Origin of the sequence: Stenotrophomonas sp. Y6 (genome assembly GCF_022436665.1) — a bacterium.
Lineage (GTDB): Bacteria > Pseudomonadota > Gammaproteobacteria > Xanthomonadales > Xanthomonadaceae > Stenotrophomonas > Stenotrophomonas acidaminiphila_A.
In genome coordinates, this window is the sequence record NZ_JAKUKB010000001.1 from 452,310 (window position 1) to 470,399 (window position 18,090).

Here is an 18,090-nt window from a genome sequence, read left to right on the forward strand (position 1 = left end):
CGCGCATCACACCACCTCCGGACGGGACGGCACCCGCAGCACGCACAGGCCGGCCACGAACAGGCTGCAGCCGCCCAGCACCAGCACGTGCATCGGCATGCCGCCCAGCCAGGTGCGCAGGGCGAAGCCGAGCGCGCTGGCGGCCACCAGCTGCGGGATCACGATGAAGAAATTGAAGATACCCATGTACACGCCCATCTTCGACGCCGGCACGCTGTCGGACAGCAGCGCGTACGGCAGCGACAGGATCGAGGCCCAGGCGAAACCGACCCCGACCATCGACAGCAGCAGCCACTTCGGGTCGCCGATGAACATCAGCGACACCAGCCCGGCGCCGCCCAGCCACAGGTTGAGCAGGTGGCTCCAGCGCAGGCCCAGCACCCGCACCATGGCCGGGATGGCCAGCGCCGCCAGCGCGGCGAAGCCGTTGTAGGCGCCGAACAGCACGCCGACCCAGTTGGCGCCTTCGTTGTAGGCGGCCGACTGCGGATCGGTGGAACCGAAATGGGTGCCGGCCACCGCCGCGGTGCTGTAGATCCACATCGCGAACAGCGCGAACCACGAGAAGAACTGCACCCACGCCAGCCGCCGCATGGTGGCCGGCATCGCGCGCAGGTCGCCGACGATGGCCGCCAGCATGTGGGTGCCGGGCAGCAGCCGCGCCAGCGCCAGCAGCACGCCGTAGGCGATGCACAGGCCGGCCAGCACGTACAGCATGCGGTCGCCCTGGCGCCAGCCGATCAACAGCGCGAGCGCGGTACCGAGCAGCAGCCACGTGGCGACCTGCGCCCATGGCGGCGCGCCGCCGGGCGCGGCCACCCGGTGCGCGGCGGGCGGCTCGGCGTCGTCGAACGCGGCCAGCTCCGCCGGCGGGTACTCGCGGGTACTGAACACCGTCCACGCGATCGCCGCCAGCAGCACCACCGCACCGAAGTAGAACGCATAGCGCACCGTGTCCGGCACCTCGCGCGGCGCGGCGGTGTTGGCCACGCCCCAGCGCGCCAGCAGATACGGCAGCAGACTGGCGATGATCGCGCCGACGCCGATGAAGAAGCTCTGCATCGCATAGCCGGCCGGGCGCTGGCGCGGCGCCAGCTGGTCACCGACGAAGGCGCGGAACGGCTCCATCGACACGTTGATCGAGGCATCCAGCACCCACAGCGTGCCGGCGGCGATCCACAGCGTCGGCGAATTCGGCATCACCAGCAGCGCCAGCGTGGTCAACACCGCACCGAGCATGAAGAACGGCCGCCGCCGGCCCCAGCGCGTCCAGGTGCGGTCGGACAGGTAGCCCACCACCGGCTGCACCAGCAGGCCGGTCAGCGGCGCGGCGATCCACAGCCCCGGCACCGCCTCCATCGACGCACCCAGCGTCTCGAAGATGCGGCTGGCATTGGCGTTCTGCAGCGCGAAGCCGAACTGGATGCCGAGGAACCCGAAACACATGTTCCAGATCTGCCAGAACGACAGCTGCGGTTTGCTTTTCATCAAGCGCTTCCCCCCTCCGGGAATCACGGATGCGATGTACGCCGCCACGGCGGCCGGGCCATGGTAGAGGCCGCCCGCGCGATGCGCACCGCCGGTGCATACGTATTCAATGCCGCTGCCGCCGATGACGCTGTGCACCAACTGGAATAGTGGTGGCACCTGCCTGCCGCCCCCGTGCTCCGGAGCCGATACCCGTCATGGTCCTGCCACGCCCCTGCCCGTTCCCGCACCGCATCACCCTCGCCTTGCTCCTGCTGCTGGCCTGCCTGCCCGTCGCCCGGGCGGCGGACCTGGCGCGCATCGCCTCGCCCGGCGACGTGCTCGCCGTCGTCCTTGAAGCGCAGCACGAAGGACGCATCGCCTACCGGGTGGAACGCCGGGGCCAGGCGGTGATCGCCCCGTCGCGGCTGGGCTTCCTGCTCGGCGACGGGCGCCTGGAACGCAACCTCGAACTGGTCGGGCAGTCGCGCCGCAGTTTCGACGAGACCTGGGAGCAGCCGTGGGGCGAGCGCCGCCTGACCCGCAACCACTACAACGAACTGCGCGCCCGCTTCGCCGAGAAGCCGGTGGACGCGGCCCATCCCGGGCGCCGTTTCGACGTGGTGTTCCGCGTCTACGACGACGGCGTCGGCTTCCGCTACGAGTTCCCGCGGCAGGCGGCGATGGGCGAGGCGCGCATCCGCGCCGAGCTGACCGAGTTCGCGCTCGCCCGCGCCGCGAGCGCCTGGTGGATCCCGGCGTTCGAATGGAACCGCGAGGAATACCTGTACCGCCACACCCCGCTGCGCGAGATCGGCACCGCGCAGACTCCGCTGACCCTGCGCGATGACAGCGGCCTGCATGTGGCCATCCACGAGGCCGCGCTGCTGGACTACGCGGGCATGAACCTGGCCCGCGGCGACGGCGACGTGCTGCGCGCCGCGCTCACGCCCGGCAGTGGCGACGCCGCGGTGGTGCGTGCGCTGCCGTTCAGTACGCCGTGGCGCACGATCCAGGTCGGCGAGCGCGCCGGCGACCTGGCCGAATCCAGCCTGGTGCTCAACCTCAACGAGCCCAATGCCATCGGCGACGTGAGCTGGTTCACGCCGGCCAAGTACGTCGGCGTGTGGTGGTCGCTGCACCTGGAGACCGAGACCTGGGCCACCGGCCCCCGGCACGGCGCCACCACCGCCAACACCCGGCGCTACATCGACTTCGCCGCCGCCAACGGCTTCCGCGGGGTGCTGGTAGAAGGCTGGAACCCCGGCTGGGACGGCAACTGGTTCGCCAACGGCTGGGGCTTCGACTTCACCCGTGCCACCGCCGATTTCGACCTGCCGGGGCTGGCCAGCTACGCCGCCGGCAAGGGCGTGCACCTGGTCGGCCACCACGAGACCGCCTGCGCGGTCAGCCATTACGAGCGGCAGTTGCCGGCCGCGCTCGAGATGTACGCGCGCAACGGCGTGGACGTGGTCAAGACCGGTTACGTCTGCGACGCCGGCGACATCCAGCGCCAGGACCACGCCGGTGGCCCGGTGGTGCGCGAGTGGCACGAGGGCCAGTGGATGAGCAACCACCACCTGCGCGTGGTCCAGCAGGCGGCGCGGCGGCACATCGCGGTCAACGCGCACGAACCGATCAAGGACACCGGCCTGCGCCGCACCTGGCCCAACTGGGTCTCGCGCGAAGGCGCGCGCGGCATGGAGTACAACGCCTGGGGCGCGCCGCCGAACCCGCCGGAACACGAAGCCACGCTGGTGTTCACGCGCATGCTGGCCGGGCCGATGGACTTCACCCCGGGCATCGTCAGCCTGAAGGGCCGCAACGGCCTGCCGCTGCGCAGCACCCTGGCCAAGCAGCTGGCGCTGTACGTGGTGCTGTACAGCCCGATCCAGATGGTGGCCGACCTGCCCGAACACTACGCGCAGCATCCCGATGCCTTCCAGTTCATCCGCGACGTGGCGGTGGACTGGGAGCAAAGCCATGTGCTCGACGGCGAAGTCGGGCAGTTCGCGACCATCGCGCGCAGGGCGCGCGGCAGCGGCGAATGGTTCCTGGGCAGCGTCGGCGACGACCAGCCGCGCGAACTGGATACACCGTTGTCGTTCCTGGAGCCGGGCCGCCGCTACCGCGCCGAGATCTACCGCGACGGCGACGGCGCCAACTGGCGCGACCAGCCCTTCGCCTTCGCCCGCGAGACCCGGGAGGTCGGCAGCGGCGACCGCATCGTGCTGAAGCTCGCACCCGGCGGCGGCACCGCGATCCGCTTCGTGCCGCTGGATTGATTGCGCCGTGGGTGCGGGGCCTGCGCGGCATGGCTGTTCGGCCGCCTCATGCCGGGCACGCCCGGCATCTCCTACCGCGACTGCGCATGGCCGACGGCGCCTCGTGGCGCCGTTGCCATCGTTGTCATGCGCAATCCCGGCGGACGCGCCGCTTGTCGGCGCATTGAATACGTATGCAGGCCGATTCCACGACGTTGCCCGCTGATTACCATGCATGGCAGTCGCAACCCGAGCGCATCGCAACGGCGACGAACGCCCGCAAACCGCTCCGGTGCAGGCACCGAACAACCAAACGACATCACCTGGGAGAGGGGAGAATGTTGAACACCAAGCGCAACCTGTTGAGCGTGGCGCTCGCGTCCGCGCTGGCGCTGCAGGCCAGTGGCGCCTACGCGCAGAGCACCGCCGACGACGGCCAGAAGAAAGCCGACGCCGTGGACCTGGACACGGTCACCGTCACCGGCATCCGCCGCGGCATCGAGAGCGCGATCTCGGTCAAGCGCGATGCCACCTCGATCGTCGAAGCGGTCTCGGCCGAGGACATCGGCAAGCTGCCGGACGTGAGCATCGCCGAATCGATCGCCCGCCTGCCCGGCCTGGCCGCGCAGCGCGTGGCCGGCCGCGCCCAGGTGATCAGCGTGCGCGGATTGTCGCCCGACTTCGCCACCACCCTGCTCAACGGCCGCGAGATGGTCAGCACCGGTGATAACCGCAGCGTGGAATTCGACCAGTATCCGTCCGAGCTGATCAGCGGCGTGACCGTGTACAAGACCCCCGACGCCGGCCTGGTCGGCCAGGGCCTGTCCGGCACCCTGGACATGCAGACCGTGCGCCCGCTCAGCTATGGCGACCGGGTGATCGCCGTCAGCGGCCGCTACCAGAAGAACTCGCTGGGCGAAGCCGCCGGCGTCGACCCCTACGGCAACCGCTTCAACGTCAGCTTCGTGGACAAGTTCGCCGACGACACCATCGGCCTGGCCATCGGCTACTCGCACTCGGACATGCCCAAACAGGAGAACCAGGTCGGCCTGTACGAACCGTGGAAGGACCGCAACGACGACGGAACGCCGTTGAACCGCCCCGGCGTCCCCGCCTACACGTTCTACTCCGACGGCATCAAGGCGCTGCGCCGCACCGGCAACGCCAAGCGCGACGGCGTGATGGCCACCGTGCAGTTCCGCCCCAACAATGCCTGGACCAGCACGCTCGATGCGTTCTACACCAAGGCCAAGGAATACGACACCGCCAACCAGCTGGAAATCCACCTGGGTGGCTACAACGGTGGCTACGACCCGCTGTACCTGACCGACGCGGTGACCCGCGACGGCAGCTTCGTCAGCGGCGTGGCGCACAACGTCTACCCGCTGGTGCGCGGCATGTACAACTACCGCGAGGACAGCATCAAGGCTTTCGGCTGGAACAACGAATTCACCTTCGGCGAGGTGCGCCTGGTCGCGGACGTCAGCTGGTCCAAGGCGGTGCGCGACGAGACCAACCTGGAGAACAACCTGCAGCTGCTGCCGGCCCCACGGCTGGATTCGGTGCGCCTGGATTTCGCCGGCGGCAACTTCCCGCGGTTCACCCCGGGGCGGGATTATTCCGATGCCGGCAAGCTGTTCCTGACCAACACCATCTACGGCTCGGGCTACGGCAAGACCCCGCATGTGGACGACGAGCTGAAGGGCTTCAAGCTGGCGCTCAACTTCCCGGCGCCGGACGCCCTGGGCTGGTTCAGCGATATCGACGTGGGTGCCAACTACGCCGACCGCAGCAAGGACAAGACCCAGGCCGAAGGCAACATCAACCTGGGCGCGCAGGGCATCACCAGCATCGCCGCCGACCTGCAGTACGCGCCGGTCGACCTGGGCTTCGCCGGCGCCGGCCGCATCCCGGCCTGGAACGTCCCGGCCGCGGTCGCCAGGTACATGGTGTTCAAGCCCACCACCACCGAGAGCTACCTGATTCCCAAGCAGTGGACGGTGGACGAGGAGATCGCCACGCTGTTCCTGCGCGCCAACATCAGCACCCAGATCGGCTCGATCCCGGTGCGCGGCAACATCGGCCTGCAGGGCCAGCACGTGGACCAATCCTCGCACTCCAACTACTGGGACGGTTCGCAGCCGGTCGGCAACCAGGTGATCCCGATCCACGAGGGCAGCAAGTACTCCAAGCTCCTGCCGAGCATGAACCTGGCGTTCGAACTGCCGGCCGAGAACACCGTGCGCTTCGCCCTGGCCCGCCAGGTGGCGCGCCCGCGGGTGGACGAGATGCGCGCGTCGATGGAATTCGGCATGGACACCGGCCAGGGCAAACCCGGCGCCAGTGGCGGCAACCCGCAGCTGAAGCCGTGGCTGGCCAACGCGGTGGACCTGTCCTGGGAAAAGTACTTCGGCAACAAGGCCTATGTGGCCGCCGCGGTGTTCTACAAGGACCTGAAAACCTACATCTATACCGAAAAGCGCGATGGCTACGACTTCACCAGCCAGGTCGCCGAGTGGCTGAAGATCCCGGCCAACGAAGCCCAGCTCCAGGCACCGGCGCAGACGACCGGCACCTACACCGCGCCGTTCAACGGCAGCGGTGGCAGCCTGCGCGGCATGGAACTGACCGCCTCGCTGCCGCTGGACCTGTTCGCCGACGCGCTGCGCGGCTTCGGCGTGGTCGCCAGCGCCAGCTTCAACGACAGCAGCATCACCATCCCGCCGGATCCGGGCGCCGTCTCCAGCGTCGGCAGCGCCCCGATCATGCTGCCGGGCCTGTCCAAGCGCGTGTACAACTTCACCGCCTACTACGAGAACGACGGTTTCGAAGTACGCCTGAACCAGCGCAAGCGCTCGGACTTCATCGGCGAGATCGGCAACTTCAACGGCAACCGCACCCTGCGCTACGTCAAGGGCGAGAACGTGCTGGACGCGCAGCTCGGCTACAGCTTCGGCAGTGACACGATGCTCAGCGGGTTGAGCCTGTACCTGCAGGCCAGCAACCTGACCAACTCCAGGTACGAAACCTATGCCGGCAGCAAGGATCGTCCACTGGAGACCGTGGAATGGGGCCGCAGCTACCAGATCGGGGTGAACTACAAGTTCTGAGCCGTCGGCTTCAGCCGCACACCGGACCCGCTGCCCCGGCAGCGGGTTTTTTCATGCGCGCGGCCGGTGCCGCGGCCACCATCCCGGCGCTTGAGGCCGCCCCGCGGCCGCCCGCGGCTGCACCCGCGACGCCCCGCCCTGGCAACGGCCGGATGTGTCACGCCGCGCCCCTGTCCGGCGGCGCTGGCAACCGGTCGTCGCATCGCGATGTGGCCGACACCGTACTGTTTCCCACGGGCCGATGACGCCCGCGGCCGGGGACGTGCCGGCACGCCGCCCATGCGCGAGGGCATCGCGGTCCATCGGCACCGGGGCGCGCGTTGCGCGCCGCGCCGGGCCAGCGCCCCACCATGGTTCCTCGCCGCTCCGCGGCGCCGGAGCGCATGCGGCGCACGATGGCCGGTGCCGGGCGGCACGCACTGCGTTGCGCGCGCAGGCGAAGCACAACGCAGCAGGGGCGGAGATCGCTCTCCGCCCCTGCAGGCCGCGTCGCGGGTTGCAACGCTCAGCCGCGCCGTGCGCAGTACACCGCGTGCGCGGGCAACAGCAGTTCGCCGGCCTCGGCACGTCCTGCATCCGGGCCGGGCATGGCCAGCGCCTGCCACGAGCCAGCGGGCAGCGGATGCCGCACCGGTGCCGCCGACAGGTTGAAGGCCAGCAGCAGCGTCTGCCCATCCCGCGTGCGCTCGAACATCAGCACCGGCTCGGCGCTGTCGAGGAAGCGGATCGCACCGCCGGTCAGCGCCGGCTGGGCATGACGCCAGGCCAGGAACGCGCGGAACGCATTGAGCACCGAATCGGGCGCGGCCTCCTGCGCCTGCACCGACAACGCGCGGTGCTCGGCCGGGATCGGCAGCCATGGCCTGGCCGTGCTGAAGCCGGCCAGCTCGCCGCCGGTCCATGGCATCGGCGTACGGCAGCCGTCGCGGCCCTTGAAGTTCGGCCAGAAGGTGATGCCGTAGGGGTCGCGCAATGCCTCGAACGGCACGTCGGCTTCGCCCAGGCCCAGTTCCTCGCCCTGGTAGATGCACACCGAGCCGCGCAGCGAGCACACCAGCGCGACCAGCATCCTGGCCATCGCCGGGTCGGCCGGGTGCCCCCCCCAGCGGGTCACCGCGCGCTGCACGTCGTGGTTGGACACCGCCCAGCACGGCCAGCCGTCGCGCATGGTCGCCTCCAGCTTCTCCACCGTGGCGCGGATGTAGCCGGCACTGTAGTCGTCCACCAGCAGCTCGAAGCTGTAGCCCATGTGCAGGCGGCCCGGCGCGGTGTACTCGGCGGTGGTCGCCAGCGAATCCTCCGAGGAAATCTCGCCCAGCGCCACCGCGCCCGGGTACTGGTCCAGCAGCGCGCGTAGGCGCTCGAGGAAGCCGACGTTCTCCGGCCGGGTGTTGTTGTAGTAGTGGTACTGGAAGGCGTACGGGTTGTCCGGGCTGAAGCCGCGGCCCACACGCTCGCTCTCCGGCTTGGCCGGGTTGTCGCGCAACTGCGCGTCGTGGAAACAGAAATTGATCGAATCCAGGCGGAAGCCGTCGACGCCGCGGTCCAGCCAGAACTTCACGTAGTCCAGCGTGGCCTGCTGCACCGCCGGGTTGTGGAAATTCAGGTCCGGCTGCGACGACAGGAAGTTGTGCAGGTAGTACTGGCGCCGGCGCGGCTCCCACTTCCAGGCCACCCCGCCGAAGATCGACAGCCAGTTGTTGGGCGGGGTGCCGTCTTCGCGCGCATCGGCCCACACGTACCAGTCGGCCCTGGGGTTGTCGCGGCTCTGCCGGCTCTCGCGGAACCACGGGTGCTGGTCGGAGGTGTGGCTGAACACCTGGTCGATCATCACCTTCAGGCCCAGCGCATGCGCCCTGGCCAGCAGCCGGTCGAAGTCGTCCAGCGTGCCGAACAGCGGGTCGACGTCGCGCTGGTCGGCGATGTCGTAGCCGAAATCGGCCATCGGCGAGCGGAAGAACGGCGATACCCAGATCGCATCCACGCCCAGCGAGGCGATGTAGTCGAGCCGGTCGATGATGCCCGGCAGGTCACCGACGCCATCGCCGTTGGTGTCCAGGAAGCTGCGCGGATAGATCTGGTAGATGACGGCGCCCCGCCACCAGGGAGTGTTCGACATCGAGCGCCCCTCCGGGCTTGTGCGTGCCCGCGGCCGGGCATGGATGAACCACGCCAGCTTAGCGGCGGCACCGGAGCCATGGCGCGCAGTGCATACGTATTCACGCGCGTGCCGGCGGCGGCGCCCGGTCACCGGCGGCACCGCCTATAATCGCCCCACGCCCCCCGACGCCATCGCATGAGCATCGCCGAAGACCTCCGCCCCGCGCTGGGCCTGCCCGCCATCCAGACCCTCGCCGCCCCGGACATGGCCGCCGTCGATGCCCTGATCCGCCACCGCCTGGCGTCCGATGTGGTGCTGATCAACCAGATCGCCGACCACATCATTTCCGCCGGCGGCAAGCGCCTGCGGCCGATGCTGGTGATGCTGGCCGGGCATGCCGCCGGCGGCGCCGGGCCCGAGCACCACCAGCTGGCGGCGATCATCGAGTTCATCCACACCTCGACCCTGCTGCACGACGACGTGGTCGACGAGTCGGACCTGCGCCGTGGCCGCAGCACCGCCAACGCGCTGTGGGGCAACGCGCCCAGCGTGCTGGTCGGCGACTTCCTGTATTCGCGCAGCTTCCAGCTGATGGTCGAGCTGGACCGCATGCCGGTCATGCGCATCCTGGCCGATACCACCAACCGCATCGCCGAAGGCGAGGTGCTGCAGCTGCTGCATGTCCACAACCCGGATACCGACGAAGCGGCCTACCTGCGGGTGATCGAGCGCAAGACCGCGGTGCTGTTCGCCGCCGGTACCCGCCTGGGCGCGCTGGCCAGCGGTGCCGGCGAGGCGGTGCAGCGGCAGCTGTACGACTACGGCATGGCGCTGGGCTATGCGTTCCAGATCGCCGACGACGTGCTGGACTACTCGGCCAACGCCGAGGAGCTGGGCAAGAACCTGGGCGACGACCTGGCCGAGGGCAAGGCCACGCTGCCGCTGATCCATGCCATGGCGCATTCGGACGCGGCCGTGCGCGAGCGCCTGCGCGCGATCGTGCAGGAGGGCGATGCCGACGCCATGCCCGAGGTGCTGGCCGCCATCCGCGCCACCGGTGGCCTGGAATACAGCCGCCAGCGCGCGGTCGAGTACGCCGACGCCGCCGAGCGCGCGCTCGATGGCCTGCCCGAGAGCGATGCCGTCGCCGCCCTGCGCGGCCTGGCCCGCTACGCGGTCGAACGCAGCCACTGAGCCGATGACGTCCGCGCGGCATTTCAACGACGAGGAGCGCGCCGCGCTGCTGGCGGTGAAAGGCGTCGGCGCCACCGTGGTGGCACGGCTGGAACAACTGGGTTTCCACACCCTGCGGCAACTGGCGCAGGCCGAGCCCGGCGACATCGTCGGCCAGGCCGCGGCAATGCTGGGCAGCAGCTGCTGGCGCAACAGCCCGCAGGCGCGCGCGGCGATCGCCGGCGCCATCGCGGCCGCACGCAGCCACGTCCCCCGCGCCTAGGCGGCCGCGCGGCTGCAGGCCGGCGACCGCCAGCGGCAGGCGCGATGCGTTGCCGGTTCCGGGCGCGGCGTCCGCCCCCGCCTGCAACGGACGCCGCGCCCGCGCCGGCCCCGGCGCTCAATCGCCCAGGCGCTCTTCCAGGAAGCTGTCCATCATCTTCCACGCGCGCCTGGCCGCGCGCGGGTCGTACACGCAGCCCGGCGGGCTGTTGGCGTCGGCCTCGGCGAAGCAGTGCACCGCACCGCTGAAATTGACGAACTGCCAGTCGGCGCCGGCGGCATCCATTTCCGCGCCGAACGCGGCGATATCGCCGGCCGTCACCCCGCGGTCGGCGGCGCCGTTGAGCACCAGCATCGGCACCTTGCCGCTCCCGGCGGCGGCCGGGCTGGGCGTGGACAGGCCGCCGTGCAGGCTCACCACACCCGCCAGCGGCATGCCCGCACGCGCCATTTCCAGCACCGTGCTGCCGCCAAAGCAGAAGCCCACCGCAGCGATGCGCGAGGCGTCCAGCGGCGCCTTGCCGGCCTGGGCCTTGAGCGCGTCCAGCGCGGCGCGGGCGCGCGCACGCAACAGCTCGCGGTTTTCACGCAGCGGCCTGGAGGCCGCGGCGGCTTCGGCGTCGTCCTTCGGCCGCACCGCGCTGCCGTAGACGTCGGCCACCAGCACCACGTAGTCGTCGCCGGCGATGCGCCCGGCCTTCTCGATCGCCGACGCGTTCACCCCGCGCCAGTTCGGCACCATCACCACGCCCGGGCGACGCGCGTCGCCGTCGTCATCGAAGACCAGCACGCCGCTGTAGCGGGCGCCGTCCAGCTGCCACTCCACCGGCCGCTGCTGCATCTTCGCCAGCGCCGGCAGTGCCGCCGACGCACACGCCACCAGCAACGCCACCTGCCACTTGCGCACGGTTCGCATGGGAGTCACTCCGTCTGGGGAATGCGGCGAGTCTATGCCTCATGCGGCATGAACGGCGCGTGCCGCCCCCTTTGCCCTGTACTCCGGCCTCCCCGGGGTCGGGGGTCGCCGCGCACGGCGCCACTCAGCGAAAGCACGGGCCCGGCCCACGCCCATGGGCCGGCACCCGGCAACCCCCGACCCCGCCCGGATACGCGCCGTCAGCCGACCCCCAGCCCCGGGATCGCGCTGATGCTGTCCGGGTCGAAGCCGGCCAGTTCGGCGAAGTGGCGGCCGCGCGCCACGTAGTCGCGGTAGGCGCCGAAGCTCGGCGCGCCCGGCGACAGCAGCACCACCCCGCCCTGCTCCCCGAGCGCGGCCCGCGCCAGCGCGACCGCGTGCGGCAGGTCGGCGGCGGCATGCAGGCCGAAGCGGCCTTCGCCGGCCAGCGGCTGCAGCAGCGCATGGATGCGCGGCCCGTTGCCGCCCATGGTGATGATTTCCAGCGGCGCATGGTCGCGCATGTGCGCGGCGAAGTCGTGCCAGTCCAGGCCGCGGTCGTGGCCGCCGACCAGCAGTGCGATGCGCTGCCCGGCGAAGCAGTCCAGCGCCGCCAGCGAGGCATGCGGCGTGGTGCTGATCGAGTCGTTGACCCAGCGCAGGCCGTCGCGCTCGCCCAGCAGCTGCAGGCGGTTGGGCAGCGGGCGGAAGCCGCGCACCGCCGGCGCCAGCGCCACCGCGTCCAGCCCCAGCGCTTCCAGCGCCGCCAGCACCGCGCACAGGTTGCCGCGGTTGTGGCGGCCCGGCAGCGGCGTGTCGGAGGTATCGAAGACCGGCTGCGCGCCGCGGTGCACCACCTCGCCGACCATGTGCCAGCCCTCGGCCTGGTTGAACCACACCACCTGGCTGTGCGGCAGCTGCAGCGCGCGCAGGTGCGGATCGGCGGCGTTGAGTACCGCCACCCGCGGGTGGCCGCCGGTCACCAGCGACAGCTTGTCGTCGATGTAGCGCTGCTCGCTGCCGTGCCAGTCCAGGTGCTCGGGAAACAGGTTGAGGACGATGGCCACGTCCGGCCGCGTACCGCTGCGCGCGACCTCGCCGGTCTGGTAGCTGGACAGTTCCACCGCCCAGTACGCCGGCGCCGGTTGCGGGTCGAGCACTTCCAGCAGCGGCAGGCCGATGTTGCCGGCCAGCCCGGTGCGGTGCCCGGCCGCGCGCAGCAGGTGCGCCAGCAGCGAGGTGGTGGTGCTCTTGCCCTTGGTGCCGGTCACGCACACGGTGTCCGGCAGCGTGCCGTCGGCGCGCGCGTGCTCGCTGAACCACAGCGAGGTGCCGCCGATGAACTGCGTGCCACTTGCCGCGGCGGCCAACGCCTCGGGCCGGTACGGGCTGATGCCGGGCGATTTCACCACCACGTCGAAGCCTGCCAGCGCCTCGCCGCTGACCGCGCTTTGCACCTGCAGCGCACCGGCGGTTTCAGCGCGCGCGGCCGCGGCTTCGGCCTCGGGGCAGAACAGTGTCAACGCCAGGCCGGGCAGCCGTTCGCGCAGCGCGTGGAAGGCGGCGCGGCCCTCGCGGCCCCAGCCCCACAGCGCGACGCGCTGCCCCTCAAGCTGCGAAATCCGCACGCAGGCGCTCCCACAGGGCGGCGGGGATGCGGTGCTCGCCGTCGATCACCAGCAGCGGCTCGATCTTCAGTTCGTCGGCCGCCAGGGTCGGCTGGATCACCTGGGCGAACCGCTTGACCAGCACGTCTTCCTTCCATTCCGGGCGCGCGGCCAGGGCAGCCATCGCCGCGCGCGACTCCCTGCCTTCGCCCACGCACTCGAATGGCTTGTGGTCCTGGAATTCCAGCAGCGCGTCGAAGCCGCCGGCCTGGTCGCCGTCGTCGAGCAGGTTGCGGCCGAAGATGCGCACCAACCGGGTCTTGGGCATGAACGGCGCCAGCGCCAGGAACACGAAGTGGCACTTCGGGCAGACCCCGCACCAGCGGTTCACCGGGCGCTCGCCGAGGATGTGGAAATTGCGGTTGCAGCTGGAGAAATGCGCGTCGTAGTAGTCGGTCCTGGCGAACTGCCGCGCCACCGCCAGCTCGGACAGCGGCCGCAGCAGCGAGTAGTAATGCAGGTCGGCGGCGACGTGCCGCTGCACGTGTTCGCCGAACGCCTTCTCGAACGCCCAGCCCTTGGACCACTGGTGATTGACCTCGCCGGTGCCGGCGATCTGGCTGCCGTAGCTGGCCGAGCGCTCGTTGGAGAACACCACCTGGTCCACGCCCTGCACCAGCGCCGCCAGCAGCATGATCGCCGAGTTCACCGCGGTCACCGGAATGTGGCCGTTCCACGCGCCCTGGCGGTTGAGTTCGAACAGCTCCGGCGCCAGCGCGCGGCCGATGTTGAGCATCGGCAGGCCGGTGCGCTCGGCGCAGGCGCGGATCAGCTGCGAGCCGCCGATCCAGGTGACGGTCGCGGCCACGCCGGCGTGGCGCAGCGCCTCGATGCTGACCAGCGAATCCTTGCCGCCGCCGATGGCGACCAGGGCGTGTTCGCGCAGGCCCAGCGGCTGCGCCGCCGGTTCGGCCTGCGCCTCCACCGGCAACCGGAAGCGGCCGCGCAGGTTCAGCCCGTTGCGGTAGGCGAACTCGCCCAGGCCGTTGAGGTAGACCGTTTCCACCAGCGCCGCGGTCGCGGCGTCGATGGCGTAGCTGTCGATGGCCACCTGCGCCGGCACCGCCGCCTTGTAGTAACTCACCCCGGCGACCAGGTGCAGCAGCCGCAGCGCGCGCTGCACCGCCGCCGCACGCGCCGGGTCCAGGTGGAACGGCGCGCCCGGCACGGTGACGGTCTCGGTCATCTCCGGACCGTCGTCGAAGGCGTACACCAGCCGCGCCACGCCGGTGTCCGCGGCGAACGCGCAGCGGACGAAACGGAAGCGGGAAACCTGGTCTTTGTCGAAAGCTGTCATGGCGTATCCGGAATCAAGCGGGGTGCCGCGCGCGGTGCTGCGTGGGCGCGGCGGAACGAGGGGGCAAGGGCGGCGCGGAGGTCACGACGCATCGTCGATGATGTCCTCGCACGGCAGCGCGCGCTGGTTGTAGCGGCTGGCCATGCTGAAGCCGTAGGCGCCGGCGTCGGCGATCAGCATGACGTCGCCGGGGGCGGTGGTGAACGGCAGCTTCACCCGCTGCGCGAACACGTCGCTGGATTCGCAGATCGGCCCGACCACGCTGAAGTCGAGGTCGCGCGCGTCTTCCAGCCGCGACAGGTTGGCGATGTCGTGCCAGGCGTCGTACAGCGCCGGGCGCAGCAGCGCGTTCATGCCGGCGTCCAGGCCAACCCGGCGCACGCCATCCTTTTCCACCACCTGGGTGGCATGGGCCAGCAGCACGCCGGCCTCGGCGACCAGGAAGCGGCCCGGCTCGACCGCCAGCTGGAACGCCGGGTGCACCGCCTTGACCGCGGCCAGGCCGGCGGCCCAGGCGTCCAGATCGAACGGTTCGTCGTCGTCGCTGTACGGCACCGGCAGGCCACCGCCGATGTCGAGGATCTCCACGCTGCCGATGCGGCGCGCGAAGCCGGCCAGCTCGTCCACCACCTGCTGCCAGTGGCCGCTGCTCTCCACGCCGCTGCCCAGGTGGGCGTGGATGCCGGTGACGCGCACGCCGAGGCCGCGCGCCACGTCCATGAATTCGTCCACCCGCTGCGCCGACAGGCCGAACTTGGCCTCCTTGCCACCGGTATTGACCTTGCGGTGGTGGCCGTCGCCATGGCCCAGGTCGATGCGCAGCCACAGCGTGCGGTCGCCGAACACCTCCGGCCAGCGCCGCAGCAGTTCGACGTTGTCCACGGTGACGTTGACCCCGCGCGCCAGCGCCGCGGCGTACTCGCCGATCGGGGCGAAACTGGGGGTGAACAGCACCCGCGCCGGCGCCAGCTCCGGCAACACCTCGAACACGTGCTCGACCTCGCCCAGCGAAACGCACTCCAGGCCGAAGCCTTCGGCGGCCAGCGCGCGCAGGATGGCCGGGTGCGGGTTGGCCTTGATCGCGTAGTAGCGGCGGTCCAGCGCCGCCACCGCCTGCAGCTGGCGCGCGCGCGCGCGCACCGTGGGCAGGTGGTACACGTAGCGCGGCGTGCCCTGCGCGGCCAGTTCCAGCAGCTGCCCGCGCGAGCGCGGCGCGCGCCACCACGGCGTCGGCCGCGGGCGCACGCTGCCGGTGATCTCGCGCCAGCGCGGGCCGAACACCTGCTCCTCGTAGACCGGCATGGCGCCGCTGTCGATCAGTTCGTCGTGCAGGATCGGCAACAGCCCGTCGGCGTCGGCCTCGTCGATCACGAAGGTCAGGTTCAGGTCGTTGGACGACTGCGAGATCATGTGCACGCGCTCCTTGCCGAACGTGGCCCACACGTCCGAGAGCTTGTACAGCAGCGAGCGCATGCCGCGACCGACCAGGGTGATGGCCGCGCACGGCACGATCACCTTGACCTTGCAGATCCGCGACAGGTCGGCCGACAGCGCGGCCAGCACGTCGGTGCTGACCAGGTTCTCGGACGGATCCAGCGAGACGGTGACGTTGGTCTCGGCCGAGCCGATCAGGTCCACCGACAGGCCATGCCGGCGGAACAGGTCGAACACGTCGGCGAGGAAGCCGACCTGCTGCCACATGCCGATGCCTTCCATCGACACCAGCACGATGCCGTTGCGGCGGCTGATCGCCTTGACCCCCGGCACCGGCTCGGCGCTGCCGTCGATGCTGGTACCGGGCATGTGCGGGCGCTCGGTATCCAGGATCGCCATCGGCACCCCGGCGTCGCGGCACGGCTTGATCGAGCGCGGGTGAAGCACCTTGGCGCCGGTGGTGGCGATTTCCTGCGCCTCGTAATAATCCAGCCGGGTGAGCAGGCGCGCGTCGGGCACGTCCTTCGGGTTGGCGCTGAACATGCCCGGCACGTCGGTCCAGATCTCCACCCGGCTGGCGCCCAGCAGCGCGCCGAAGTACGCGGCCGAGGTATCCGAGCCACCGCGGCCGAGGATCGCGGTGCCGCCGTCGCCGTGGCGGGAAATGAAGCCCTGGGTGATCAGCATGCGCGTGGGCTGCGCCGCGAAGCGCTGGCGGAACCCGGCGTCGCCCTGCCACTGGCAGTTCACCGACAGCCGCTGCGACCAGGCGCTCTGGTTGGGCGCCGGCGGCTGCGCGTGCAGCCAGTCGCGCGCGTCCATCCAGCCGAAATCCAGGCCGTTGCCGCGCAGGTAGGCCGCGCCGATGGTGGAAGACAGCAGTTCGCCCTGGCCCAGCACCTCGGCCTGCCAGTCCAGCGGGCGGTGGGCCGCGCGCGGGTCGTCGAGCAGCGCCTGCAGTGCCGCCAGCCGCGCGGCCAGCACCTCCTGGCCCAGCTCCAGCTCGGCCAGGAATGCGTTGTGGCGCGCGACCAGCGCGGCGACCCGCTCGCGGCTGTCGGCGGCGCCGTCGGCGATCGCGGTCAGCTCATTGGTCACGCCCGACAGCGCGGACACCACCACCAGCACGCGGCCACCGGTCTCGTCCGCACGTTTTTTCGCCAGTTCCCCGATCGTGTTCCAACGATGACGACGCGACACCGAGGTGCCACCGAACTTGAGGACGATCCAGCGATCGACGAGGGGGGAAGAGGACATTGGCGTGGGGGTTCACGGTGGGGAAAGACCCGACAGGCGGGCGGAACCGTCGATTCTATAGCCATGCCCCGCCCCGCGCCGCCGCCGGTTGCGGGCGACCGCATTGCGCCGGTGGCCACGGCGGCGCGCGCGGAGGACGCCCGGGCTCGCGATGCCGGCGCGCGCGGCCTATGCTGGCCGGCCCCCGCCTGGACCCCTGCCATGACCGCACGCCGCTATCTGCAACTGGACGTCTTCGCCGCGCGCCCGGGCGCCGGCAACCCGCTGGGCGTCGTGCTCGATGCCGACGGCCTGGACGATGCCGCCATGCAGGCCATCGCCGCTTGGCTGAACCTGTCCGAGACGGTGTTCTTCCTGCCGCCCGACGCCGACGCCGGCTACCGCATCCGCATCTTCACCCCGAGGATGGAGCTGCCCTTCGCCGGACACCCCAGCGTGGGCGCGGCCTGGGCCGCGCTGGAGCACGGCCTGGCGACGGCCGACGACCACGGCCGGCTGCTGCAGCAGTGCGCCGCCGGCCTGCTGCCGGTGCGGGTGCAGGGCAGTAGCCGCTTCCGCCTGCTGCACGTGCGCAGCCCGCGCGCGGAACAGCGCGACGCGGCCACGCCCGCGCTGCCGCCGGGCCTGGCCGCACTGGCACGCCCGGGCGTGGCGCCGGCGCTGTGGAACAACGGCCCGGACTGGTGGCTGCTGGAGGCCGGCGACGAAGCCGCGCTGCGCCGCTACCGGCCGGAACTGGCGGCCATCGCCGCCCTGCCCGGCAACGGCAAGCTCGCCGTGTTCGCCGCCGCGGCGCGGCCCGACGTGGGCTACCAGTACGTGGTGCGCGCCTTCGCCCCCGGCGTCGGCATCGACGAAGACCCGGTGACCGGCAGCGCCAACGCACTGGTCGCCGCGCACCTGCTGGCCCAGGGCCGGCTCGCGCCCGGCCAGCACTACCGCGCCAGCCAGGGCCGCGAGCGCGGCCGCAACGGCGAGGTCCATGTGCAGGTGGACGACGAGGGCCATGTCTGGATCGGCGGCGAGGTGCAGCCGGTCATCGGCGGCCACCTCGACTGGTAACCGCCGCCCCCCTGCCCGCAGGTGCGCACTTGCGTGCGCGGGAACCTTCCCGGTGAGGCCGATCGCGCGCCTGCGGATATC

11 protein-coding genes are annotated in these 18,090 nt (G+C 71.0%); 5 read left to right on the forward strand and 6 right to left on the reverse strand.

The genetic code is table 11. From position 1 onward, the window contains the following. Window positions 1-6 precede the first annotated feature (6 nt). Window positions 7-1,488, reverse strand: a complete 1,482-nt coding sequence (locus MKP15_RS02105; protein ID WP_240211629.1) for an MFS transporter — start codon at window positions 1,486-1,488, stop codon at window positions 7-9. Between the two features lie 197 nt (window positions 1,489-1,685). Between MKP15_RS02105 and MKP15_RS02110 the strand changes: the two genes are divergently transcribed. After that, complete coding sequence (locus MKP15_RS02110) at window positions 1,686-3,752, forward strand: glycoside hydrolase family 97 protein (protein WP_240211630.1); 2,067 nt, start codon at window positions 1,686-1,688, stop codon at window positions 3,750-3,752. Between the two features lie 317 nt (window positions 3,753-4,069). Beyond that, window positions 4,070-6,841 (forward strand): TonB-dependent receptor, encoded by a 2,772-nt coding sequence (locus MKP15_RS02115; protein ID WP_240211631.1) that lies wholly within the window; start codon window positions 4,070-4,072, stop codon window positions 6,839-6,841. 505 nt (window positions 6,842-7,346) lie between these two features. Here MKP15_RS02115 and MKP15_RS02120 read toward each other — a convergent pair. Further along, window positions 7,347-8,960, reverse strand: a complete 1,614-nt coding sequence (locus MKP15_RS02120) for an alpha-glucosidase (protein WP_240211632.1) — start codon at window positions 8,958-8,960, stop codon at window positions 7,347-7,349. A gap of 177 nt (window positions 8,961-9,137) precedes the next feature. On the opposite strand from MKP15_RS02120, the gene MKP15_RS02125 reads away from it, so the two are divergent. Together MKP15_RS02125 and MKP15_RS02130 are read left to right on the forward strand one after the other, a co-directional pair. After that, window positions 9,138-10,136, forward strand: coding sequence for a polyprenyl synthetase family protein (locus MKP15_RS02125; RefSeq protein ID WP_104938314.1), 999 nt, complete (start codon window positions 9,138-9,140; stop codon window positions 10,134-10,136). A 4-nt stretch (window positions 10,137-10,140) separates the two neighbouring features. Beyond that, window positions 10,141-10,398 (forward strand): helix-hairpin-helix domain-containing protein, encoded by a 258-nt coding sequence (locus MKP15_RS02130; protein ID WP_240211633.1) that lies wholly within the window; start codon window positions 10,141-10,143, stop codon window positions 10,396-10,398. Window positions 10,399-10,515: 117 nt separating this feature from the next. On the opposite strand, the gene MKP15_RS02135 is transcribed toward MKP15_RS02130, so the two are convergent. The 4 genes from MKP15_RS02135 to MKP15_RS02150 form a co-directional block, all read right to left on the reverse strand. Beyond that, window positions 10,516-11,313 carry a dienelactone hydrolase family protein gene (locus MKP15_RS02135; protein ID WP_240211634.1) on the reverse strand — a complete coding sequence of 266 codons (798 nt, stop codon included), beginning with the start codon at window positions 11,311-11,313 and terminating at the stop codon, window positions 10,516-10,518. A 200-nt stretch (window positions 11,314-11,513) separates the two neighbouring features. Beyond that, complete coding sequence (gene murD / locus MKP15_RS02140) at window positions 11,514-12,920, reverse strand: UDP-N-acetylmuramoyl-L-alanine--D-glutamate ligase (RefSeq protein WP_161615048.1); 1,407 nt, start codon at window positions 12,918-12,920, stop codon at window positions 11,514-11,516. Continuing rightward, window positions 12,901-14,256, reverse strand: coding sequence for a UDP-N-acetyl-alpha-D-muramoyl-L-alanyl-L-glutamate epimerase (gene murL, locus MKP15_RS02145; RefSeq protein ID WP_240211635.1), 1,356 nt, complete (start codon window positions 14,254-14,256; stop codon window positions 12,901-12,903). The genes murD and murL overlap by 20 nt, the downstream gene beginning before the upstream one ends. An 81-nt stretch (window positions 14,257-14,337) precedes the next feature. Continuing rightward, window positions 14,338-16,947 carry a bifunctional aspartate kinase/diaminopimelate decarboxylase gene (locus MKP15_RS02150; protein ID WP_240211636.1) on the reverse strand — a complete coding sequence of 870 codons (2,610 nt, stop codon included), beginning with the start codon at window positions 16,945-16,947 and terminating at the stop codon, window positions 14,338-14,340. A 201-nt stretch (window positions 16,948-17,148) separates the two neighbouring features. On the opposite strand from MKP15_RS02150, the gene MKP15_RS02155 reads away from it, so the two are divergent. Next, entirely contained in the window at window positions 17,149-18,009 is an 861-nt protein-coding gene (locus MKP15_RS02155; RefSeq protein WP_240211637.1) for a PhzF family phenazine biosynthesis protein, read from the forward strand. Window positions 18,010-18,090 lie beyond the last annotated feature (81 nt).